This is a genomic window from Phaeodactylibacter xiamenensis (assembly GCF_000759025.1).
Lineage (GTDB): Bacteria > Bacteroidota > Bacteroidia > Chitinophagales > Saprospiraceae > Phaeodactylibacter > Phaeodactylibacter xiamenensis.
In genome coordinates this window covers 147,874-172,425 of the sequence record NZ_JPOS01000018.1, presented here as the reverse complement: position 1 = coordinate 172,425, position 24,552 = coordinate 147,874, and the positions used below count along the sequence as shown (strand labels likewise).

Here is a 24,552-nt window from a genome sequence, read left to right as displayed (position 1 = left end):
GAGAAGCCGGGGGCTTTTTTACGCCATCAACTCCACGGTTTACCTCAATAGCACCACTTCACCGCGGCGCTCCACCGCCACTTCTTCCTGAAGGCAATTGATCACCTTCGCCTGAATCGACCAGGCAAAGACACCTCCGTTGCGCAAGGTGCCATTCATGACGCCGTCCCAGCCACTGTCCGGGTCGGTACTTTCAAAAACCTGCACGCCCCAGCGGTCGAAGATGCGAAGCCGGTAGTCCAGCACCCCTGCGACTTCATCGCTGGTGAAGGCCCGGAACACATCATTGTTGTTGTCACCATTGGGGGAAAATGCGTTCGGTACATACATCCAGTTTTGGCCTTCCATGAGGGGCGGTGCCAGCATAATGCTTTCACTGAAGGTTTCGCAACCGTTGTCAATCTCCAAATCGTAAGTCCCTGCGGTACCGATGACCCGGTCGAGCGTTGCGGAACCGTCTGACCAGGTGAAAGCCAGGTCAGGCGTTTCCCCGGAAGTAATATCGACGGTGATGATGGATTCCGGGTTTTCACAGCTTAGGGTATCCCAGCGTACCATTACTGCCAGGGATTCAAAGGCTTCTACAAGGCCATCGAAGGTCGTTTCGCACCCACTTCCATCGGTGATTGTCACGGTGTAGTTACCTGCGGACAGTCCCTCAAAGTCGGGTGATGCCTGCGGGCTGCCCTGACCGATAGCATAGGTGTAGGGCGGATTGGGCGCGCTGACCAGATTTACTGAGAGCGTGCCGGTTTCCTCGTTGGGACAGGCCGCCTCGGTCGAGATATCAGCTATCACTTCAGGCGATAGTTCTACGCTCAGGTTCACGATAGAGTCACAACCCGCCTCACTGATGAGCATGACCGTTCCGGATTCCCCGGGCAGCAGTTCTTCGCCATGGAAGAAATAGGTTTCGCCATCGCAGATTTGCACGGATTGTTCTGTAGTGACCGGTTCGAGTAAGGCAACTTGTATCTGTAGCACCGAGTCGCAACCGGCACTGCTGCTGAGGATGATTTCATTCAGGCCTTCATTCAGTGCCATCCCGTCGTGCTCGAGTATTTCACCTTCGCAGAAAGAGAGGTCAAAGGCATTCGTGAACACCTCAAGTTCCTCCACCAGCACATTGACCGTAGAATCGCAGCCATCGGTATTGGTGAAGTGGAAAACGTCCTGACTACCAGCGGCTATTTCCACTCCGTTATAAGTAATACTGCTGCCCTCACAGGCTGAAAAGGTGAGCGTGGTGTCGCTCTCCGTCGGGCAGTTGATGCGGATGAGCCAGTCTGTCACGACGACCTGATCACAGCCCACAAGCGTGGTGTCTGTATTGACCCAAACCGCTTCCAGGAAGCCCTCAAGATTGGCAGTATCTACGGCGAGGGTGTAGTCTTCATTGGAGGGCTGATCGATAAAGCCATAGCCGCCATCCTGCGTGGAGGTGCTCTGATCCAGTATGCTGCCATTCTGTAGCAGCAGGATATCAATACCGCTCATGAGGGTATCCGGCGCATCGATGATTCCGTTGTCATTCACATCAAAGTAAACCTCCCCGGCAAAGCTGCCGAACCCATCGAACAGTTCGAGGCTGAGCGGGTCAGACTGCAGCACACAGCCATTGGTGCCCACCATTTCCAGGTAGTAATCGCCGGCATCCTCCACGATCAGTTCGGGCATCGTACCCTCCGGCGGTGCCACCGGGCTGCCATTGAAGTACCACTGATAGCTCGCTACATTGGGAATGTCGGGCAGGCAAATCGTGTCCGGGCGGCAGCGGGTGTAGCAGCCGTTTGGTACACGGGCAATATCCGGCCCGGGGAGCAATTCAAAAGCTTCGCTTACCTGTGTGCAGCCTTCTGCATTGGTGGCCGTCACGGTGTATTCGCCCCCTTCGGAGACTTCAATAGCCGTACCTGTTTCCCCCGTGCTCCAGACATAAGTCAGCCCGGGCAGCGGAGCGTCCACGGATAGGGTCGCCATCGTGCCCTCACAAATCGGCGCAGGCTGATCCGCCAGGATGACCGGCACATCGGGCAGTGGGTGCACAATGACTTCCAGTACGGCAACCGCGGAACAGCCCGTAGCCCCATCCACCGCAGTGACTTCAAAGGTATAATTGCCCGCATCAAGCAGGTTGTCCTTGTCTTCGGAGAATTCGATAGCCTGGCCGTTCTGACCGGTACTCCAGGTGTAGGCATAACCAGGGTACAGTTCGCTATTAGGCACTTCGAGGAAAACATTCTCCCCCTGACAGGTACTGTAGCTTTCGTAGTAATAGGCCGTAGCCTGCCCGTACTCGTCGTAGTCGGTAGCCCGGATATCCACAAGTGGGGCGGGCGTAATGCCTACGTTTGCTGCGGGCGGCTCGTAGGTGCAGCCATTGGCGTCGGTGACGGTAAGTTCGTAAATGCCTTCTTCGATAAGCGTGAGCGACTCTGTGTCCGCTCCGGTGCTCCACTGCCAGCTAATGCCACCACCGGGCGATTCGGCATTGATCTCCACACCCTGGCAAACAGGCGGTATGGGGTCCAGCGTAATGTCACCACTCAGGTTGTTTGGGCTAATGGTGACATTTTGGGAAAAGGACTGTGTGCAACCCTCAATGTTGGCCGCCGACAGGGTCACTTCATAAGTGCCCGGCAATTCATAATGGTGGTAAGCCTCGCGGCGCTGAGAGGTGTTAGCGGCACCACTGCCCGGGTCGCCAAAGTCCCATTCGTAAAGCGCAAAGCCTCCGGCGGGCACTACAAATGCCGTAGGGCTGCTGGCGCAGTTGGTCTCGGGCGGATTGAAAGCTACCGGCGGAGGGGCCACTACTGATACCGTTTTCGTGGTACTGCTTGTACACCCGCTGATTGTCGTAATCGTCAACGTGACCAGATAATCGCCAGTCGCACTGAAGACGTGAGTGGGATTGACCTGCGTAGAGGTATTATCCGCCCCACTGCCCGGATCACCGAAGTCCCAAGACCAGCCGACAATGCCTGAGGAGGGCAGAAAGGTGGACAGGTCTTCAAATGCCGTAGGGCTGTTGGCACAGGCCGGTGCCACATGAAAATCAGCCAGCGCTTCCACCGAGTCTACTGCGGAAAAACGGCAGGTCAGAGTTGTTCCGGGATCGTCAGGGTTGGGAAAGCTGCCGGAAAGCACTACCCGGTAATAGCCCACTTCCTGATGCTCAATAGTGGGGTTCTCATCGTTGCTGGCATCGGTCTGAACGCCGTCCCGGAAGAAGAAACGCCAGTAAGCGGTACCTGGCAGCATATCTCCTGACTGATTGGTGTATAGCTTCGTTTCGCACTCGGCACCATCGGTGATTTCGAAGCCCATATCCACACCTGAGCAGGAAGGGCCGGGCGGGTTACCACAGATGACATCGTTGCAGTTCTCCTCTACCTCAAAGGGCGCACTGAGGAAGGTACAGCCATTTTGATCTGTAATACCGACCGTGTAGATGCCGAATTCAGTCGCGGTATACTCCGGCGTATCTGTGCCCACGGGCGCCCCATCCTGAAACCACTGATAGGAAAACCCGGCAGAGGAAGCCTGAGCAACGAGGCGGGTGGAAGGCGGGAGGTTGCAGAAAATCCAGGGGTCGGGGGTGGAAATACTCACCTCGGAGCTGGGATAGGGCTCGATTTGGAAGGTCTCTGTACCTTCACAACCAAATTCGTCGGTCACCACCAATGCATAACTGCCGGGTGCCAACTCAGGCGTCATGCCGGTAGCCACCGCCACATCATTGGTATTGTACCAGGTGTAGGAGTTGAAGCCCGGAGCCGCGGAGACGGGGGCTGCTTCATTGGGGCAGAAAAAGGCAGGCGCGGCAACGGTAGGCTGTGGCAGGGCGTGTACTTCAACGTCAAAAACCGCAGTTTCGGCGCAGACCGCAGCTTGTACCTGTACATTGCCCACTTCATGCCAGAGGATATCCACCGTGCTTTCATCCGATTCCGAAACAATGGTTCCGGCCGTGGCAGGAATGATGGTCCATTCATAGTCGAGGTGCTCCGCGTCGGTCGCCGTGAAGGTACTGATGCCGTCAAAGCAGGCATTAGGGTCACCGCTGATCTCTAAATTGTCGAAAGCTTCGGCAGTTAAGCTAACCGAAGAGGAAGCACAAGGCGGTCCTACTGTATTGACTTGTACTACACTTAGCTCGTAGGGCGGTGCAGCACCCCAGGTTACATTGATGGTTTCGCCCATGCGGGTGGTGAGCGTCCCCCCGTTGTTGACGGTCCATTCCAGCGCGACATTATCGCCAACCGGGGTGGCACTATAGGTTGTTGTGGCTCCCAGGCAAATCACGGTATTGCCAGCGATGGCATCCACCGGATCGGGAGGAGACAGCACCTGCACCCGGCGGGTCGCCTCGGGCGTACAGGATGAATTGGCATTGCCTGGCTCTGCTGTGAGCAGATAAAATCCAGGCGCTACGTTCATAGGAATTTCCACAGAAGCGGTACTGCCCGAGGACTGCCAAATCACTGCATTCGCTGCATCCGTCAACCGCCAAAGGGCAGGGATGGGATTACCGGTATTGGCCTGAATGGCATCGTAGGTGGCAGGAGTATTGGGGCATACCTCGATTGGGCCGCTCAGATAAAAGGCCGGCTGAATCTCGACCTCCAGCTCAGCACTGCCTCCGCAGCCCAGGTAGCAGTTATCAAAAGTTACGCTGACGGTTTGCGTGGGCGCAGGGATGGTGTTCAGCCATTCCACCTCGATTTCATGAGTGCCCTGCCCGGAAACGATACTGCCGAAGTTGGTCACATCCCACTCAAAACTGACACCTTCGTAGGCTGGTATGCTATAAACTGCCCGGCTGCCGGGGCAGACTAAAGCCGGACCTTCCACCTCCGCCTGATCGGAAATAACCGGTACCACCAGGGTTGCCGGCACCGGGCAATTGGTGCCCGGGCAATCTTCCGTTAGCAGCTCTACGGTGCCCTCAGGGCCCGTTTCCCACAGCACACTAATATAGTCATCGGCGGTGCCGCCCCCGTCCACAATAATACCGCCCTCACTGACCGACCACAGGAAGGTACTACAGTCACTCTGAGCGGTATAGGTGCCGAGCATGCCTTCGCAGACCGTACCCACGCAGTCGACAATTGGTGTTTCTGTTTCCTCAACGTTTATGGTGAGCAGGGTGGTGTCATTGCAGGCGCAAAAGCGGGAGGCAATCAGCATCAGCTCGTAAGTGCCCGCCTCCGGGTAGGTATAATCGACTTCTCCGCCGGTAGCGGTAACGCCATTGCCAAAGTCCCAGTATAAGCTATCGGCATCTTCGCCGGTGTACTCCAGGTACAGAGGCTGGCTCTGGCACAACGTCACCGTTCCTTCTACTGCTTCCGGCACACTACTGACCGCACTTTCCGGAGGAGATACGACATTCACACAAGTGTAGCCCTGCGCGTCACAGAAGAAGGGCGGCTCATTGACGATACCGCTTTGATAGATGGAGTAAATACCCGGCTGAGCCCAGGCCACTTCGATGATGTTGTCTTCAATCGTGGTATAATCTGCAGGTTGACCAGTGTTCTCGTTGAATACAGACCAGCTGGAGCTAAGGCTGTCCAAACCACTGATGCCAGAAGAATATCGGATGGTGCTGCCCACACAAGCCTGCTGACAGACCACGTAGTTGCTGTCCACCAGAATGGGCTCCTGAGAAGCCGGGCAATCAGGGGAAGCCTGTATGGTGGGGAAGGGGTCAAACACCAGGTCGAGGCAAAGGGTGCTATCCACTGATATCCCACTCTCTCCGGTGATAGTGACAGAGTAGCAGCCCGGCTGACAGATGGTGATGTTATTCGAGTTTTCGCCGGTATTCCATTGGTAGGTTAATGGTTGCTGCAGCCCTTCTGCTTCAGCATACATAACATAGCAATCAAGGCCACATACAAATGGGCTGGGCTCGAAAAAAACCGTCTGAGCCGACAGGGTGCAGGCACTCAATCCAAGGACGAGTGTAATAACCCGCAGCATAATACTTTTCTTTTTCATACGATGGAGGTGTTTTAGGAGATGAAGACTATGTTGGGATCTCGCCCTTTGAGCTGCATTCGCTTCAAGAGCGAATTCGCTGCATAACCGGAAAATGATCATCTGACCATTAGCAGCTGCTTTCAAAGCCGTTGTGCAAACCTTCACGTACGAAATTAGGCCATCGTTGGGTGGGATATGGCTTTTTTTCTTCGGTTACCCTTTTGGTCTTGTGAATGGGGGCTTTGAGTACGTTAGTCTGCCGATGCCCATTTGTAAAAAGCGACAACGGAATGGTGATCAGAGAGGCGCTCGGTACGGATATCCTGATCGAGGGCCTGCAGGGCAGGGCTGTAGAGTTGGTAGTCGATGCGCAAAGCAGGGATCTTGCCAGCGTAGGTGGTGCCCAGGCCGGTACCGGCTTCCCGGAAGGCGTCTTTCAACCCCTGAGACAACTGCCGGTAGGAATAAGACTGAGGGGTGGCGTTAAAATCGCCGCAGACGAGGACCGGGTGGGGGCTTTTTTGGATTTCTGCTACCACAGCTTCCGTTTGCTCTACACGCCGCTGCTCAGCCCTTTTGAAACGCCCGGCCATGCCTTTGACCTTGTTCCAGGTTTTCTTATCCTGCAGGTTGCCCTCCTTGGCCACTTCATTGGCCATGCCGGAAACGCCGTTGGACTGTAGATGCAGGTTGAAGACCCTGACCAGCTTTCCTTCCACTTTAATATCCGCCCACTGAAAGCCATTGAAATGTTTAACGAAGTAGTGCGTGTGGGTCTTCTCTATGGGATATCGGCTGAAAATGGCCAAAGCACCATTAGGGATGGCATGTACATATTTGAAGCCCGCTTGATTCCTAAAGTAGTCGATGAAGTAATTCCTGGGGTAGTAGGTTGGAAATTCCTGCAGGCACAGCACGTCAATGCCTTCCGTTGGAAAATACCGGGGCATTTCTTCCGCCGTATACCGCTTGCCGGTAACCGCTTCTTTTCGAAACCCGTAAGCATTAAAGGTCTTCACGGTAAGTGCAGCTTTATCGACAGGGCCGGGTAAATTGAGCCCTACGAAACCAGTCAGGTGAGTCCACCCCAACAGTAAACAGCCAAGGGAAAGCAGCGCCTGATATTTTCTAATAAAAGCCCAAAATCCGATGAACAACAGATTGGCTAGCAGCAGCCAGGGAAAAGGCAATGCAAAGAAGGAAAGAGGCCAGAAAGTTTTAGGGTTTACCCATGCTGCCGAATAGCTGACCAGAGTAATCAGAACCAGAATAATGTTCAACCATCTCAGCAGCTTCAACATAGGTTTTGTTGGGTGTTAAGTGCATACTGCGAAGCCAGGGCGAAGCAACTAATGGATACCAAAATATCCCCTTCTCACTAACGCTTACTGGCATTGAAGAGGAACTCTTTCTCTTCCTTAGTCAGGCTGTCGTAGCCGGAATCCTTTATCTTATCCAGGATTTTATCCAGCTTTTCCTGGTAGGCACTGCTGTTTCCATTATTGGTATCAGAAGCCGCCTGCCCTTTGCGGGAGCCAGTGCTGCGCTTCCGGTTGGGGTTACGGTAGACTACCGTTGGGCGTTTGCTGCTGCGCTTTCCGGAGGTTATCCGGTTGTAGAGATCACTAATTCTGTCGAGGATATTGTTGACAGGTTCGGAGAAGTCATTACCATTCCGCAGCTGTGTGACAAACAGCCAGCCAAAGAAAGCTCCGCCCAGGTGAGCGAAGTGCCCCCCTGTATTGCCTCCGTTAGGAATCAGGATCAGGTCCAGAAATACAAGTACCGCTACGATGTACTTCAGTTTGACATCACCCAGCAGCAAAAGCCGCATAATGTAGTCCGGAGAGATGGTCCCCGCCGCCACTACGATAGCCATGACACCAGCTGAAGCCCCCAGGGCAAACCGCCCTCCCATACCATAGGGTAAAAGGTTAGCAGAAATAAAAAACACCACAGCGCCCGTCAGTCCGCCCAGCAAATAGAGCGGCAAGATGCGCTGATCACCAATAAAATCCCCTACAATCCGTCCGAACCAATACAGGAACAGCATATTCCAGAGCAAGTGCCAGAAGCCCTCGTGAAGGAACATACTGGTAAACATGCCCCAGGGGTGCGTCAGGAAAAATTTCCAGTCGGAAGACATACAAAAGAAGTGCAGTATTGTACTGTACAACTCCGGTACGGACCCACCATTGCCCAAAAAGAGAAACAAGCGGACCAGGTTGATGATGACAAATACCGCAACGTTTATGATGATCAGCTGGGTTATCATGTTCCCCCGGCTGAGTTCTCGTTTAGCATCGTCCCAGATTGACTGTAGCATGCATTATCGGTTCTAAATAATTATTAATATTTGGAGCTGCTTGAGCCCGGGACCCACAAGGTACTAGCTTCTGCTGATTTAGTCCAGTCCCCGGGACTAATCTGCCCAGCCTTTAGGCCAAAGTCATAACCTTGAACCAAACTTCCGCCAGTACAGGATGAGCAAAAAGCCAAACAAAGCCCCTCCCAGGTGCGCATAGTGCGCCACACCGGTATTTAAATTGCCGAGCCCCATGAATAGTTCAACCCCCGCGTAAATGAGCACAAAGTACTTTGCCTTAAGCGGTATGGGCGGGAACAGCAGCATGATACGGTTGTCCGGAAATAACATACCGTAACCTACCAAAAGGCCAAAAACTGCACCGGATGCTCCCAGCGAAGGCACATTTGCGGCAAAAACAGACTCTCCAAACCAGTAAATTTCCACGCCTCGTACCAGGGTGTGCAGCAATACAGAGCCGAACCCGGTCAGCAGATAGTAAAACAGGAACCGCTTGGGCCCCCAAACATCTTCCAGTGGCGGGCCAAACATGAACACCGCAAACATATTGAAGAACAAGTGCCCGATATCTGCATGCATAAACATATGCGTCACAATCTGAAACGGCCGAAAATAGTCTGAGGTCGGAAAAAACATCGCTAACCGGTACCTGCCCCAAAGGGAAAAATCGGTTAGCCTCTCATTGACCAAGTCTATGGAGGTCCCGTGAGAGGGGTCTCCCAGCAGCATGCTGCCCAGGTACATCAGGACATTAATGATGAGCAGGTGTTTGACAACTTCCGTTACTCTGAACATAGGCAATAGCGTAGATGATGATTAGGCTGTGAGCAACTAAACAACGCTTTACTACTCAAATCGTTTGGCCAGTTCTTCCAATTCCATGGTAATGAAGCATCGTTTGCCAGAGGGGCTCAGGTAAGGTACTTCGCACCCAAATAGCTGATCAATAAGGGTTTGCATTTCATTGGGCTCCAGCATTTTGCCTTTTTTTATCGCTGCGCTCCGCGCCATGGCCCTTGCAATATTTTCATGAGTGCCCAGGTTGAGCTCCAGGTTGCCCTTGTACTGCTCCAGCAGGGATTCTATGGTTTTGAGGTCGTCCTGCTTACCAGCCAGTTCGGCAGGCACCCCATTGATCACGAAGGTGTTGGCTCCGAATTCCTGAATATCAAAACCCAGCTGATTGATCGGCTCCAGGAGTTCCTTGAGCAGTTCAGCATCAGCGGGAGGCAGGGAAAGGGTGCGAGGGAACAACTGCTTTTGGGTGGTGCTCTTCTGCTGCGACAGTACGTGAAGGTACCGCTCGTAAAGGATGCGCTCGTGGGCAGCCTGCTGATCGAGCAGCATGATACCGGACTTGATTTGCGTGAGAATGTAACTGTTGTGAAGCTGTGTGGGCTTTTTCTTTTCCTGCACCGGTTCGCCCGGCGTACTGCTCTGTTCTTCTTTCCAATCGCTCTCCAGCGTCAGGGGTTCTTCATGCTCCGATCCCGGAGTGGCCTGCGCTTCGGGTTGAGCATCGAATTCGTCTAGCCCCTCATACACATCCTGCCAGTGTTTGAGGTTACTTGCGTGGCGGCTTGCATCCGAAGACGCTTCCCCCTGACCGGCAGCCGGGCTGCTCCCGCCACTTGGTTTTACACTGCCTGTGCCCGTAGGGGCTTCTGAGCGTGGCCTTATGGGCGCAGGCTGACTGAACGTCGGATCCTGTTCAAAATCGAGGCTCGGCATCACATTGTACTGCCCGAGCGCATGCCGTACCGATACGCGGAGGTAGTTGTACACCAGGCGCTCATCTTCAAATTTGATCTCCTGTTTGGTGGGGTGCACGTTGATGTCTATCCGTTTGGGATCAATATCTATGAAAATAACATAGAGCGGGTAAGTGCCCGTTGGCAGCAGGTCTTCGTAGGCCGAGACCAAGGCATGGTTCAGGTAGTGGCTTTTGATGAAACGGTTGTTGACGAAGAAGTACTGTTCGCCCCGGGTTTTTTTAGCGAATTCCGGCTTGCCCACGTACCCATTGAGGCGGAGCACCTCCGTTTCTTCCGCTACCGGCACCAGCTTTTTATTGGAATGGCTACCGAAAACGCCAATCAGGCGCTGCCGGAGCTTTCCTCCAGGCAGATGGAAGATTTCACTGCCGTTGTGATGAAGGGAAAAAAAGATATCAGAGTTGGCAATGGCAATCCGTTGAAACTCGTCATTAATATGCCGCATTTCCACCGGGTTCGACTTCAGGAAGTTCCGGCGGGCAGGCACATTGAAAAAGAGGTTCTTAATAGAAATCGTAGTCCCCTGCGGGCACTGACAGGGCTCCTGAGCCTTGATTTCTGAGCCATCAATGACCAGGCGGGTGCCCAGTTCATCGGAATGACGGCGGGTCTTAATTTCGACCTGCGCGATGGCCGCGATGGAGGCCAGTGCTTCACCGCGAAAGCCCATGGTCCGGATGGCGAATAAATCCTGTGCCGACCGGATCTTGGAGGTTGCGTGCCGCTCGAAGGCCATTCGGGCATCGGTTTCAGACATGCCACAGCCGTTGTCGATCACCTGTATCAGCGCTTTTCCGGCATCTTTAATGACCAGCTTTACTTCGGTGGCACCTGCATCGATGGCATTTTCCATCAACTCCTTCACGGCAGAAGCAGGGCGCTGAATAACTTCTCCAGCCGCAATTTGATTCGCGATTGCATCGGGCAAGAGCTGAATGAGATCAGCCATATAGGGAACTCCTCGTTTTATTCATCAATGAGCTGCTATTCTCCGATAGCTGCTGCTATTTCAGGCAAATATACGCTGATAAACAGGTAAGAAAAAAGTAACAGCAGTGCGATTACCCCCAGCAAAACCAAATTGGAGCGCTGTACCTGCCGCTGCCGGAAGCGGTTGTCCTCCGCTTTCTGATAGCCCCGGCGGAAACTTCCGGAAAGGCGCGCCTTAACGCCTTCTGCCTCACCGGCTTTCAGCTCTTCCACCCGTTTGAGCCGCTCTTCCAGGTCCTCTTTTTCAGGGTTCCAAAAGCGAGGCTTATACTGGTACTGCTGGTGCCTCGGTAACTTTGAAAATTTAATAAACGCCATAATTACAGTGTGTATTCGTAAGAGCCTGCGGCGGAGCGCAACAAACAAACAGGGTTCACTTATACTCGTATTAGCTGCAGCTCTTTTGGTAAAATACAATAATGTTACTAACAAACCTATTCCGGAAATAGTTATTTGTTACTGATGCAGGGTTCCCTACTTTTGGTGGTTAGCCTCATCGTCAGAATACAGGCATTCAGCTAAAAGAAGTGCGCGCTTATCCTGACTGGCCGTTATTGCACCCTGATTGACCGAACAAACCCAATGCTATGAAGCTCATATGGACTACCTTTCTTTTGACTTTTTCCACTGCCGTACTTTTTGCACAATCCGGGGGGCTATCCGGTAAAGTGACCGGTCCGGACGGTGCGCCGCTTTCCTACGCCAGCATCTTCGTTCAGGAAACGGGCACCGGCACCACTACTAATGAGGAAGGGTACTACGAAATCAGACTGCCCAAAGGCAGCTACCAATTGGTATTTCAGTTTTTGGGCTACAAAACGGTAGCAAAGCCTGTTGTTGTTGGTAACCGGATGGAATTGCTCAACATATCACTACAGGAGCAGCCCGTACAGTTAGAGGCCGTGGATGTCATGGAAGGCGCTGAAAACCCCGCCTACACTATCATGCGCCGGGCGATTGCGAAAGCCAGCTACCACCGTCAGCAGCTCGATGCCTACTCTGCCGAAGTGTACATCAAGGGTAGTGGAAGGCTGAAGAAAATCCCCGGGCTGCTTCGCGGGACGCTCGAGAAAGAAGGACTAGATACTGCCACCGCCTTCACCTCCGAATCCGTGAGCATCGTAGAGTACGAGCGACCGGCTACCTTCCGTGAGCGTGTCATCTCGGTATACACCAATGGGGACGACCGGTCCACTTCGCCCACCAATTACATCAACGGCAGTTTTTACGAGCCGGAAATATCGGGTGCAGTTTCTCCGCTTTCGCCCCGTGCATTCGCCTACTACCGCTTTGATTTGGAAGGCTTTTTCATGGACCGGGGCTACGGCATCAACAAAATCAAAGTCACCCCCCGCAGTGCCGGCGATGGCACGTTTGAAGGGTACCTCTACATCGTGGAGGACTGGTGGAGCATCTACAGCCTCAATCTGAGCACCCTGCAGCAGGGCATTCGGTTCCAGGTTGAGCAAATTTATGCCCCCATTGAAGAAAAAGCCTGGCTCCCCGTTAGCCATCAGTTCAATGTAGAAGGTCGATTTCTCGGCTTTGGCTTTGAATACCGCTACCTCGCTACAGTCAGCAATTATGATATCACTTTAAATCCTGACCTGGATGGCGACTTCACGGTCATTGATGAAAAGCTCAACAAAGAACTGGCCGAACAGCTAAAGGGAAGCCGCAAACAGGAAGAGACCGCTACTCCTGAAGAACGCCTGATCGGGGGCGAAGAACTCACCCGTAAGGAACTCCGGAAGCTCATGCGGGAGTACGAGCGGCAGGAGCAGCAGGAACAGGACGAACCCGAAGTGGTCGAAAATCGGGAATACATCATTGACTCCACAGCCTACGAAAAAGATTCGGTCTACTGGGCCACCATACGGCCGGTGCCGCTCACAGAAATCGAAGCCCGCAGCTACGAAAAATTAGACAGCCTGGCTAAGAAGGAAAAAGCAGAGGAGGAAGCAGACTCACTGGCATCCAACAGCAACAGCGGCAAGTTTGGCTTTCTGGGTGATATCCTCCTGGGTAGCTCCTATAAAGTGGGGGAAAATCAGTTGGTCTCCCACACAGCACTGCTACCCCGCCTCTACTTCAACCCTGTGGAAGGATTCAGCCTCCACACCGATATCGGTTACGCTTATAAAAAGGACGACCGCCGTTTTTCTGCTATTGTGACGCCCCGCTATGCTTTTGCAAGGCAGAAGTTAACCGGAAAAGCTGCGATTGGTTATTCCTACGGCGACCACTACACTGGCGTCGATGTTGGCCGGTATATCCACCGCTACAACGGCGACCGGCCTATCGGGTTTTTTTTCAATACCTATGTCAACCTGTTCACCGACCGCAACTTCATCCGCTTGTATGAGAAGGACTACCTGCGGCTGTCCCATCATCAGCAGTTCAGGGAAAACCTCTCCCTCGACCTCTCGGCAGAGTGGGCCAATCGCTACCAACTCTACAATCAAACCCGGCAGGTGTGGATCGACTTCGACGACCGGACTTACGCCTCTAATTTCCCAGTGAGCCGCGAGCTGGGCAATTCCCTCCCTGAAGAAGAGCGCGCTTTCATCCTGAGGGCCACCCTTACCGCACGCCCCTGGCAGAAGTATAAAATCTACAACGGAGAGCGGGAGCCTGTCGAAAACAGTTCGCCCACCCTGCACCTTACCTACCGGCAGGGGCTGGAAGGCATTGAGGGCAGCCAAACTGACTTTTCTTATCTTGAAATGGGCATTAAGCACCAAATGAATATCGGGGTGCGCGGTCGCCTTGACCTACGTGCAGAAGCGGGCCTGTTCCTTAATAACGACTACGTTGGCTTTGCAGATTACCGTCACTTTACGGGGAATCAGCTCACTCTGACTACCGCCACGCCTGCGGGCAGTTACCGCCGTTTGCCCTACTACGAGTTCAGCACCATGGACCGGTTTGCAGGTGCCTCAGCCCATTATCAGTTCAGAAAGCTATTGGCTACCCAACTTCTGGAAGTCCGCCTGATGGGCATTAAGGAAAACCTGTTTGCCAATGTGCTGACCACACCGGCTTCCGGCACCTACTACGAGTTTGGGTATTCCCTGGACAACATCCTGAGGTTTTTCCGGGTGGAAGTCGTTGCCGGTTTTGACAATGGAGGCTACCGTGACTGGGGCATACTCGTAGGTATAGCTTCTGGCATTAGCGGCGGCACTTTCAGTATTGGCGACTAAACAGGGCTGTTTCAAGCCTGGCCCGTGATAAAAGTCAGGGGCCAGGCTTGATATTTCTCATCTGGAATACCGTGGAAATAATGCTGTTTTGAAAGACAGTACTAAAACCTGATATTATGCAACAGGGCTTGTCTTTCCACAGTATGTTATTGGTAGCCGACCGGGCAGGGGCCGTTCCCGAAAAAGCCGAATTAGCACCACCTTCGGGCACAAAGCCCGGTGTACCAAAAATGGCCATTGAGGTAGAAGAAGCTATCGAGCTCAAGGGGCAATCCGCCTTATGGCTCTCGATTACTGGTATTATCGCTTTCCTGCTGGGGTTCTTTGCCATAGGCTGGATACTGGCCTTCGCAGGTTTTATAACAGCCGGCACTCAGCTCATTTCACCGGAGCGAGGGCGCTACTGGCCCGCCCGCCTGGCCTTAAGCCTGAGCCTGTTCTTTGTGATCAGCCTGCTGGGGTTCATCTTGTACTACGGTTAAGCCCTTTGCCCTTTCTGACCAAAACCAAAAGCCATGGATACCATCAATAAAATACTTGTACCTACAGACTTTTCCGACACTGCTCTGAATGCGTTCCGCTATGCGCTCATGCTGGCCGATAAATTCGAAGCGGATATAGAGCTACTGCATGTAATTTATCCGGAATATGAAGCCCTGGACTTGCCGGTAATGGCAGCTCAGGCCACTAAGGAAAAAGCTGCTGCTGCTGGTGAAGCTATTAAGGAATTTGTTGAAATTGGCTTGACACAGCTGCACGCCACCGGGCAGCTGTCGGGTGTCCCCAAAATCAACTCTGATGTGGAAATCGGTACGCCCGCCAGCCTGATTGCAGATGTAGCCCGCCGGGACGAAGTGGAGCTCATCGTCATGGGCACCCGCGGCGAGCATAACGCACTGGACCGGTTCTGGGGCAGTGTGACTACCGCTGTTGTAGAGCATACTGACTGCCATGTATGGGTCGTGCCGGAGCATGCCTCCTACCACGATATCAACGTAGCGGGCTTTGCCACCAATTTAGGTGACGCAGACCCGTACCATATCTGGGAGTACGGCAAACTCCTGGCCCCCTTCCATCCTGTACTCCGGTGCGCCCATGTCAATCTGGACAGCTCTGTCGAGAAGACCCTGGACATCGCAGGCTTATCCACGTTTTTTGACAACCACGCGCCCGCCCTGCAGATTAGTTTTCACTCCCTGGAAGGCGCAACCGTTACGGATGGGCTGGAAGACTTCATACAGTCTTTTGAAATCGACGTACTGGCCATGTATGTACCCAAACACAGCTGGTGGGACCGGCTGTTCCGACGAAGCGAAACCAAAAATATGGCTCTGCATTCCAAAATCCCATTGCTCATGCTTAAACATTAAACCGATCTGCACCTGAGACCTTAAAACCATGCCGGCCCTGAGCCTGCGCATACAAACCCCTGCATCATGGGAGACCTAGCCGTTAAGCCTGCCACAGAAAATCGTGCCGCCTACTTACAAAGTTTGATCAGGGACGTACAGGCCCTGGAGCGAATGATCAAAGAAGACCGGTTCGAAAAAGGGCATCAGCGTATTGGTGCCGAACAGGAGCTTTGCATGGTTGACGCTGCCCGTCAGCCTTCCTCACTGGCTTTTAGTTTGTTGCCCGATCTTCCTAAAGATTTCACCTTCGAAATAGGGCAGTTCAACCTGGAAGCCAACCTTTCTCCCTATGAGCTTAACAATAGTGCGTTAAAAAAGACCGAAGACCAGCTCCGGGCCTTGCTCAAAAAACTCAAAGAAGTAGGAGCACCACAGGGCATTCAGCCCATTATCACCGGCATACTCCCTACGATCCGCAGGCATCACCTCGACCTGGAGCACATGACTCCACTGGAGCGGTTTGATGTCCTTAACAGGGGCTTGACAGAGTTGCGGGGCGGTGCTTTTGAGATTAATATCCACGGAGCCGATGAGCTGACCACCTCCTTGCCATCGGTGATGTACGAGGCAGCCAATACCAGCTGGCAACTCCACCTACAGCTCGATCCCCGGTCTTTTTCAGAAGCGTATAACTGGGCTCAGTACATCGCTGCACCTGTCTTAGCGGCCACGGCCAATTCCCCTCTTTTATTTGGGCGGGAACTGTGGCACGAAACCCGTATTGCTGTATTCCAGCAGAGCATTGATACCCGCCGGTCGGCCAATCAAATTCGGGACCGCCACAACCGCGTCAACTTTGGACGGGGGTGGCTGGAGGAATCGCCTGTGCAGCTATTTAAGGACAACATCACCCGCTTCCCCCTTATCCTCACCGGCGACATTCAGGAAGATGCCTTGCAAATGCTCGATGAAGGCCGTACACCTAATCTCCGGGCCTTGCGCCTGCACAATGGCACCATCTACAGCTGGAACCGCCCTTGCTATGGTGTAGGCGACGATGAGCAAGCCCACCTGAGGCTGGAAAACCGGTACATTCCAGCCGGGCCTACTATTAAAGACCAAATGGCCAACTTCGCTTTTTGGGTCGGGCTGATGAAAGGGCTGCCCCCTCGATACCTTAATCTGCACGAGACGGTTTCTTTTCAGCATGCCAAGAGCAACTTCTACCGGGCTGCCCGGTCGAGCCTGTATGCTTCCCTTGGCTGGAATGGCAAGCACCGGCCGGTCCGCAGGATTATCCTGGAAGAACTGCTGCCCCTTGCTGCCGAGGGGCTTCAAAGGTGCGGGTTTACGAGCGGACAATCGGCATCCTACCTGTCCATTATTGAGCGGAGGGTTGCGGGGCATGCCAATGGCGCCTGCTGGACCATCAGGAATTTCCGCAACCTCAGAGAACGTTACGGTGCCGGCGTGGCCGTGAGGGAAGTGACTGACGCTATGATTCAGGGGCAGGAGGCTGATATCCCGGTACACGAATGGCCGGATATTGATGCTGCGCAGATCTACGTGTTCAAAAAAGAGACAACGTCCATCGGACGGGTCATGAAAACCGATTTGTACACCCTCAACGAGCAGGAGCCCATTGGGCTGGCCAAAGCTATTATGGAGTGGAAACGGATCCGCCACCTGCCCATTGAAGATGACCACGGCAATCTGAAAGGGTTAGTAACCCGTACCAATCTCGAAGCCGCTGCCGGAGTGGACGATCACGAAGTCGTCAGTGCGATTATGACCCGGGAACTCATCACGGCTACCCAACAGACTACTCTGGAGGAAGCCGCCCGGCTGATGAAGCAGCACAGGATTGGCTGTATGCCCGTAGAGCGGGAAGGGCAGCTTATTGGCCTGCTTACAGATTCCGATTTCAGAGTATTATTTGGCAACCTCTGGTAAATCTATTACCTTAAGACCGGCGCCCGGGCGTCCGGCAACGCAAACGAAAAACCACCTTTTATGAATATTACATCCGGTGCCTTCGCGCCTCCACCGCACCCCGATACGAAACCTATGCAGCTAATTTATAATCCTGTTGTGCTGGAGCACGATACCGGGCTGCACCCGGAAAACAGAAAACGGTTCGAGGTGATGGGCGAGTTGCCGGAGACAGAACTGATTGACGGGGCCCCTTTTTTGCCGCTGGTTCATACCAAAGACCATATCAAAAGTATTAAGTCTGCCTGCGAGTTCGGACAAGCCCTTGATGGGGATACCCCCACTTCTCCAGGTAGTTTTGAAGCGGCAAGGTTTGCGGTTGGAGCCACTGTCATGGCCTCTGATACCAATGGATTTGCCCTGGTCCGTCCTCCCGGGCACCACGCTTACGCCCACCGGGGTAGTGGCTTCTGCCTGTTTAATAATGTGGCGGTGGCTGCACAGCGGCTGGTGGAAGAAGGCAAACGGGTGGCAATCTTCGACTTCGACGGGCACCTCGGCGATGGCACTTCTGAGATTTTTTACAATACCGATAAGGTCCTGTACTGGTCGATGCACCAATACCCGGCCTATCCCGGGCACGGCTTCGTCGAAGAGATTGGTGTGGGCAAAGGTAAAGGCTTCAACATCAACGTACCCCTGCCGCCCGGCTCTGCAGATGATATCCTGAGCGAAACCCTGGATTACTTCTTTCCCATTATCGAGCAATTTCAGCCCGATGTGCTGGCTCTTTCTGCCGGCTTCGACATGCATCAGCGCGATATGCTGCTCGATCTGAAAGCCTCATCCGGCTTCTACTACAAACTCGGGCAGCGGTTGCGCAAACGCTTCAGCAATATGTTTGCCACACTGGAGGGCGGGTACAATACTGATGAAATGCCCCGTTGCCTGTTCAACTTCCTGGCTGGCATGAACGGGCTCGACAAGCCCTACCACGAGGAGGAAACGCTCTCCGGCATGCGCGTTTGGGAAACTTTCGAAATCTACGTGCACGCCGTGATGGGCAACTTACGTTCTTACTGGAAATTCTAATCATGCGCAAGCAACTCAAAAAGCTGTTTCAGCCCCGCTCTATTGCCGTTATCGGCGCCTCTGATAAAACCACGTCTATCGGCTTTACGGTGATGCGCAACCTGCTGGAAGGCGAGTTCAAAGGTGTCATTACCCCGGTCAATATCCGGCACAGGGAAGTCTTTGGGCTCAAAAGCTATTACCATATCGGTGATGTGCCTGAGGCGCCTGACCTGGCCATTATTACCGCGCCTTCGTACGCCGTGATGCGCATTGTGCGGGAGTGTGGCAAAACCGGAGTAGGCGGCATTGCCATCCTATCCGCCGGATTCAACGAAACAGACGAAGAGGGGCTGCACCGGCTGGAACGCATTAAGAAAATTGCGCGGGAGCATAATATGCGCGTGCTTGGACCCAATTGCATGGGCTTCATCAATCCTTATCTGGGGCTCAATGCCAGTTTTTCTTCCCGCATAGCTAACCCGGGTAACATTGCGTTCATTTCTCAAAGCGGCGCACTCGGTATGTCTACGCTCGATTGGGCAATGGAGCAGAATGTGGGGTTCAGTTACTTCGTATCCGTGGGCGCTATGGCAGACGTTGGCTTTGCGGACCTAATCGATTTTTTTGGGACCGACAACCACACTTCCTGTATCCTGGTGTACATGGAGACGGTGAAGGAAGCCCGGCGGTTCATGAGCGCAGCACGTGCCTTTGCACGGCACAAACCGATCATTGTACTGAAAGCCGGACGCAGCCGGGAGGGGCGACGGGTAGCCCGTTCCCATACCGGGGCACTGGCGGGGAACGACCGGGTGTTTTCTGCTGCCTTTCAGCGGTCGGGTATTATTCGGGTATCCACTATCGCACAGCTCTTTAACAGCGCGCAGTCGCTGGCGATGCAGCCCCGGCCCAATGGCAACCGCATGGCCATTCTTACCAATGCCGGTGGCCCCGCCATTCTGGCAACGGACTATCTGGTGGCCAAGGGAGGCGAACTGGCCCAGCTTACCGAGAAAACTTATGAAAAACTCAGCGAAAGCCTGCCCGTCAACTGGAGCCACAATAACCCGGTGAATGTACGGGGCAATGCCTCCGCAGAGGTCTACCAAACCGCCCTTGAAATACTGCTGAAAGACAAAAATACGGATGGGGTACTCCTGATCCTGACCTATCAGGCGAATACCGATCCGGAGGCTATAGCCGAAGCTGTTGTGAAGGTCAATAAGCGTGCCCGCAAGCCTATCCTGGCGACCTGGATGGGCGAACAGGCGGTAGTGGAAGGGCGGGAAATTCTGGAGTCGGGAAAAGTGCCGCATTACCGCTACCCGGAGAGCGCGGTGGATGTCTTCCTGCGCATCTTTGAGTACAACCGCAACCTGGAATTACTCTACGAGACGCCGCCCGAGGAGCCTATGGAGTTTAAGCCCGACCGGGAAAAAGCGCTGGCGCTTATCCGAAAAGTGCTGGGGGAAGGCCGGCAGCAGCTCATGGAAAGTGAAGCCAAGGAGCTGCTCTCTTTTTATGAGATGCCTGTCACCAATTATCAGCTGGCGCATTCGGCGGATGAAGCCGTGGCCTTTGCGGAGCAGTGCGGTTATCCGGTGGCTCTCAAGGTGGCCAGCCCGGACATTTACCACAAGTCCGATATCGGAGGGGTATGCCTCAACCTGCCGGATGAAGCTGCTGTGCGCGAGGCTTATCAACAGGCGTTGGACAACACCCGTAAGCACGCTCCTAAGGCGGATATCCGTGGGGTGGTGATCGAGCGGATGGTCAACAAACCCTTCGAATTGCTGATCGGTTCCCGAAAAGATGCCTTGCTGGGTCCTGTGATTGCGGTGGGCAAAGGCGGTATTGCAGTGGAGGTCTACCGGGATACCCGGCTGGAACTGCCACCAATGAACATGGCGTTGGCACAGCGCATGATTGAGCAGACCAAAATTTATCCGCTGCTTAAGGGTTACCGAAACCGCAAGGGGGTGGACCTCGACCTGCTGGCCTTCACGCTCTGTAAGTTTGCCTACCTGGTGATGGACTTTCCGGAAATCCAGGAAATTGATATCAACCCTTTTGTGATGGACGACAAGGAAGGCGTGATGCTGGATGCCCATGTCGTCCTCGACCCCAATGTCAGCCGGGCGGAGCGCAGGCCCTATTCGCACCTGGTTATCCCTCCTTATCCCGGGCGTTACCGCCGGACCATAAAAGCGAAAAACGGTACGCCGGTTTTCTTACGCCCCATACGCCCCGAGGACGAGCCTATGGAACTCGAAATGGTCAACCGTTTATCGAAGGAGTCGCTTTACTTCCGTTTTTTTGGCTATGTGCCCAAAATGACGCACGAGCTAATGACCCGATTCACCCAAATTGACTACGACCGGGAAATGGCTGTTGTGGCCCTTATTGAACAAGATGGGAAAGAGGAGATGATTGGGGTAGTGCGTATCATTGCCGATCCATGGGGGGAGGCCGCCGAGTATGCCATCCTCATTGCGGACGAATGGCAGGGGCAGCGCCTCGGCAGTCAGATGACCGATTACATCATCGAAATCGGACGGGATATGAAGCTAAGCGAAATCTACGCCACGGTTCTCTCTTCCAATAAAGGCATGCTCACCCTTTTTGAGCGGAAGGGCTTTGACATTCAGCGGGAAGACTTCGAGACCTTCCACGTCAGCCTGAAACTCAGGGAATCCTCCTAAAACGGGAACAGCCAGGGGATCAGCAAGCTCGCCAGCACCCAAAACATCAGATTGAGGCCCACTCCTGCCCGGAAAAAATCGCGGAACCGGTAGCTGCCCGCACTGTAGACCATGGTATTGGTCTGATAGCCAATCGGCGTCATAAAACTAGCCGAGGCAGCAATGGTCACGGCCACCAATAGCGGTGTGGCGCTGACGCCAAGTTGAGTAGCTGTTGCGATGGCAATGGGCGCAAGCAGCGCAGCGGTAGCGTTGTTCGACATGATTTCCGTAAGCAGGGAAGTGGTCAGGTACAGCCCCGCCACAATAGCTACCGGCCCATAGGCCCCAAGGTAACCAATCAGGCCGCCGGCGATCATCTGGTCCAGCCCGGTATTGCCCATAGCGGTGCCCAGGCTAAGTGCTCCTGCCAGCAAGAATACGATCTTCCAGTTGATGGCCTCATAGACTTCCTTCATACTCAGGCTGCGGGCGAGCACCAGCGCTAATACGCCCGTCAGTGTGCCGACCATAATGGGCAGCAGGTTAAAGGTAGCCGTGAGGATTACAAAGGCAATCACCGACATGACGATAGCAAACTGCCGTCGGTTAAAGTCCGAGAGGCGGTCCTCAGAAAGCATGACAAAAGGCGCGTCTTGCTCTGCTTCCATCTGCTTGAGGTTGGTGATGTAATGCTGCTTGACTTCAGCCAGGATGACATCACCGGGTACCAGGGGAACGCTGTAGAGATGGTCGTGCAGGATCTCGTTGCGGTGGCGGATGGCGAGTGGGATAGCCCGGTAGGTACGGCGGAAGTCCAGGCTTTTCAGGGTGCGGTTGGAAAAAACAGAGCCTGCGGTGACGACCAGTTCCACGAGGCTGGTATTTTTTTCGCCCAGGAAGTTATCGCCTACTTTTAGCGTGTTATCGGCTATAATTTTTACCCGTTCCTTGAGCGCTTTGACCTTGGCCACATCACAGCGCACCTTGAGCAGGTCGCCTGCCTCCAGCGTGAAATCGCCAGGTGGGAGCGTGAAGCGCTGCCCATTGCGGACCACTTCGATGATGTCCATTTCCAGCTCCTTCACCAGGGCGGAGTCCATAATGCGCTGCCCGGAAAGTTCATTGCCCTCCAGCAGTTGCAGTTCGGTAAGGTAGTCGCCCAGCCCAAAGCGCTCGGTGAGGTTTTCCTTTTGCCGTTCAGGCAATAGCTTGCGCCCGATGAGCATCATGTAGGCCATGCCGGCCAGCATGAGCGGCACCCCTACTGCCCCTAGTTGGAACATTCCAAATGCCGGCAGCCCCTCCTGCTCGGCGATACCACTGACCAGTATGTTGGTGGACGTTCCGATGAGGGTGCACATCCCGCCCATGATTGAGGCATACGACAAGGGAATGAGCATCTTGCTTGGCGCCTGCCCGGAGGAGTAGGCAATCTGCACTACTACCGGGATGAATACCGCCACTACAGGCGTGTTGTTGATAAACGCGGAAATGAGCGCGATCAGGAGCATCATGAGCACCAGCCCGAGGCGGAAATTCTGCCGGAAGATGGCCGAAAGCTGATGAGCAACGGACTGCAGGGCCCCGGTTTTAAGCAAGGCGGCACTCAGCACAAACATAAACGCCACGGTCATGGTCGCCGGATTGCTGAAGCCGGCGACGCCCTGTTCCGGGGAGATGACCCCCGTCAGCACCAGGCTGATCATGATAAGCATAGCGACCAGGTCGATAGACAAAGCCTCGGTAGCAAAGAGCACCACTGCAACTGCAATAACAACAAGGGTAATAATCGCGCCTGTAGCCATAGATAAAAATGAAGAGCAAATAAAGCAAAGGGTAGTGAAAAACCCTACAAAAACAATAGGCTTTTTAGCAGCCTTATCAGGGCAACCCTATGCGCCCCCGAGCCGTTTATAGGAGTGAATCTACGACATTCGGCATGAAAAGTTTTTTCAAAACGCTGTTTATTCTGCCTATCCGCTTCTACCAGGTGGCGATTTCACCCCTGCTGGGGCCAAGCTGCCGCTTCACGCCAACCTGTTCGCACTACATGGTAGGCGCTATAGAAGAATGGGGCCCTATCAAGGGAATCTGGCTGGGCCTTAAGCGTTTGTTCAAATGCCACCCCTGGGGCCCGCACGGCTATGACCCGGTGCCGAAAAATCCAAAAAAACACAAATCTTCCTAAATGCTCAGAAGACCCAGACGTAACCGCCGCAGTGCCGCCATTCGTGGCCTGGCTCAGGAAATCCACCTTACCCCTCAGCACCTCGTACAGCCGCTTTTCCTGGTGGAAGGCAGTGGCCTACGCGAAGCCATACCCTCTTTGCCCGGCACCTTCCGCCTTTCTGTGGATGAAGCCCTGAAAGAAGTTAAAGCCTGTATGGCATTGGGGCTGCAATCGTTCATCCTTTTTCCAAAAATACCGGACAACAAAAAGGACAAGCGGGGTACTTTCAGCTATGACGATGATAACTTCTACCTGAGCGCTGCCGCTGAGATTAAAGCCGCCTTTCCAGAAGCATGCCTGATTAGTGACGTAGCTCTTGACCCCTACAGCTCGGATGGGCACGATGGCATCGTGCATGACGGTAAAATTCTGAATGATGAGACCCTGCATGTGCTGCAAAAAATGGGATTGGCACAAGCCAAAGCCGGCTTCGACATCCTCGGCCCTTCAGATATGATGGATGGCCGGGTGGAAGCCCTCCGCGTCGCACTTGATGAAGAAGGCTTTTCGGATACCGGCATCATGTCCTACACTGCTAAGTACGCAAGCGCCTTCTACGGGCCATTTCGCGATGCCCTCGACAGCGCCCCGGTGGAGGGCGAGGACATCCCCGCCGACAAGAAGACCTACCAAATGAACCCTGCCAACCGCCGGGAAGCTTTGATTGAGGGGGAGCTAGATATGCTAGAGGGGGCAGATTTCCTCATGGTCAAGCCTGCCCTGCACTACATGGATGTCATCCTCACCATGAAGCAGCACTTCGAGGTGCCCATTGCGGCCTACCACGTGAGCGGCGAGTGCGCCATGCTCATGGCCGCCTGCCAAAACGGCTGGCTGGACTACGAACAGGCGATGCCGGAGACCCTGTTGAGCCTGCACCGGGCCGGGGCGGACGTGATCATCACTTACTTTGCTAAGGATTTTGCGGAGCGATGTGGGTGAGGTATGGGTTGTACAGCCCGGCTAGCCGCAGTGCGCAGCGCAGTATTGTC

At 54.0% G+C, this 24,552-nt stretch carries 15 protein-coding genes; 8 read left to right on the top strand and 7 right to left on the bottom strand.

Annotation, left to right across the window (positions count from 1 at the left end):
• Nucleotides 1-39 precede the first annotated feature (39 nt).
• The 6 genes from IX84_RS07460 to IX84_RS07435 form a co-directional block, all read right to left on the bottom strand.
• Nucleotides 40-6,009, bottom strand: a complete 5,970-nt coding sequence (locus IX84_RS07460; RefSeq protein ID WP_044218209.1) for a T9SS C-terminal target domain-containing protein — start codon at nt 6,007-6,009, stop codon at nt 40-42.
• A 233-nt stretch (nt 6,010-6,242) separates the two neighbouring features.
• On the bottom strand, nt 6,243-7,292 hold the full coding sequence (locus tag IX84_RS07455; protein WP_044218206.1) for an endonuclease/exonuclease/phosphatase family protein: 1,050 nt from the start codon (nt 7,290-7,292) through the stop codon (nt 6,243-6,245).
• A 77-nt stretch (nt 7,293-7,369) separates the two neighbouring features.
• Nucleotides 7,370-8,317: a rhomboid family protein gene (locus tag IX84_RS07450; protein ID WP_044218205.1), complete on the bottom strand. Its 948-nt coding sequence runs from the start codon at nt 8,315-8,317 to the stop codon at nt 7,370-7,372.
• A 123-nt stretch (nt 8,318-8,440) separates the two neighbouring features.
• The gene (locus IX84_RS07445; RefSeq protein ID WP_044218203.1) at nt 8,441-9,112 is read right to left on the bottom strand and encodes a rhomboid family intramembrane serine protease; all 672 of its coding nucleotides are present in this window, start codon (nt 9,110-9,112) and stop codon (nt 8,441-8,443) included.
• A 51-nt stretch (nt 9,113-9,163) separates the two neighbouring features.
• On the bottom strand, nt 9,164-11,041 hold the full coding sequence (mutL, locus tag IX84_RS07440; protein ID WP_044218200.1) for a DNA mismatch repair endonuclease MutL: 1,878 nt from the start codon (nt 11,039-11,041) through the stop codon (nt 9,164-9,166).
• Nucleotides 11,042-11,076: 35 nt separating this feature from the next.
• Nucleotides 11,077-11,400 (bottom strand): hypothetical protein, encoded by a 324-nt coding sequence (locus IX84_RS07435; protein ID WP_044218198.1) that lies wholly within the window; start codon nt 11,398-11,400, stop codon nt 11,077-11,079.
• Nucleotides 11,401-11,669: 269 nt separating this feature from the next.
• Here IX84_RS07435 and IX84_RS07430 point away from each other — a divergent pair, with 269 nt between their 5' ends.
• The 6 genes from IX84_RS07430 (at nt 11,670) to IX84_RS07405 (ending at nt 21,348) form a co-directional block, all read left to right on the top strand.
• Nucleotides 11,670-14,288: a DUF5686 family protein gene (locus IX84_RS07430; protein ID WP_044218197.1), complete on the top strand. Its 2,619-nt coding sequence runs from the start codon at nt 11,670-11,672 to the stop codon at nt 14,286-14,288.
• A 116-nt stretch (nt 14,289-14,404) separates the two neighbouring features.
• The gene (locus IX84_RS07425) at nt 14,405-14,770 is read left to right on the top strand and encodes a hypothetical protein (protein WP_044218196.1); all 366 of its coding nucleotides are present in this window, start codon (nt 14,405-14,407) and stop codon (nt 14,768-14,770) included.
• A 33-nt stretch (nt 14,771-14,803) separates the two neighbouring features.
• The gene (locus IX84_RS07420) at nt 14,804-15,658 is read left to right on the top strand and encodes a universal stress protein (RefSeq protein WP_044218194.1); all 855 of its coding nucleotides are present in this window, start codon (nt 14,804-14,806) and stop codon (nt 15,656-15,658) included.
• A gap of 66 nt (nt 15,659-15,724) precedes the next feature.
• Complete coding sequence (locus IX84_RS07415; RefSeq protein WP_044218192.1) at nt 15,725-17,593, top strand: CBS domain-containing protein; 1,869 nt, start codon at nt 15,725-15,727, stop codon at nt 17,591-17,593.
• Between the two features lie 60 nt (nt 17,594-17,653).
• On the top strand, nt 17,654-18,664 hold the full coding sequence (locus IX84_RS07410) for a histone deacetylase family protein (protein ID WP_238578245.1): 1,011 nt from the start codon (nt 17,654-17,656) through the stop codon (nt 18,662-18,664).
• A gap of 2 nt (nt 18,665-18,666) precedes the next feature.
• Nucleotides 18,667-21,348: a bifunctional acetate--CoA ligase family protein/GNAT family N-acetyltransferase gene (locus IX84_RS07405; protein WP_044218191.1), complete on the top strand. Its 2,682-nt coding sequence runs from the start codon at nt 18,667-18,669 to the stop codon at nt 21,346-21,348.
• Here IX84_RS07405 and IX84_RS07400 read toward each other — a convergent pair.
• The gene (locus tag IX84_RS07400; RefSeq protein WP_044218189.1) at nt 21,345-23,135 is read right to left on the bottom strand and encodes an SLC13 family permease; all 1,791 of its coding nucleotides are present in this window, start codon (nt 23,133-23,135) and stop codon (nt 21,345-21,347) included. The genes IX84_RS07405 and IX84_RS07400 overlap by 4 nt on opposite strands.
• Nucleotides 23,136-23,269: 134 nt before the next feature.
• On the opposite strand from IX84_RS07400, the gene yidD reads away from it, so the two are divergent.
• Both yidD and hemB read left to right on the top strand, forming a co-directional pair.
• Entirely contained in the window at nt 23,270-23,518 is a 249-nt protein-coding gene (yidD, locus tag IX84_RS07395; RefSeq protein WP_044218188.1) for a membrane protein insertion efficiency factor YidD, read from the top strand.
• Nucleotides 23,519-24,502, top strand: a complete 984-nt coding sequence (hemB, locus tag IX84_RS07390; RefSeq protein ID WP_044218186.1) for a porphobilinogen synthase — start codon at nt 23,519-23,521, stop codon at nt 24,500-24,502.
• The last annotated feature ends 50 nt before the right edge of the window (nt 24,503-24,552 follow it).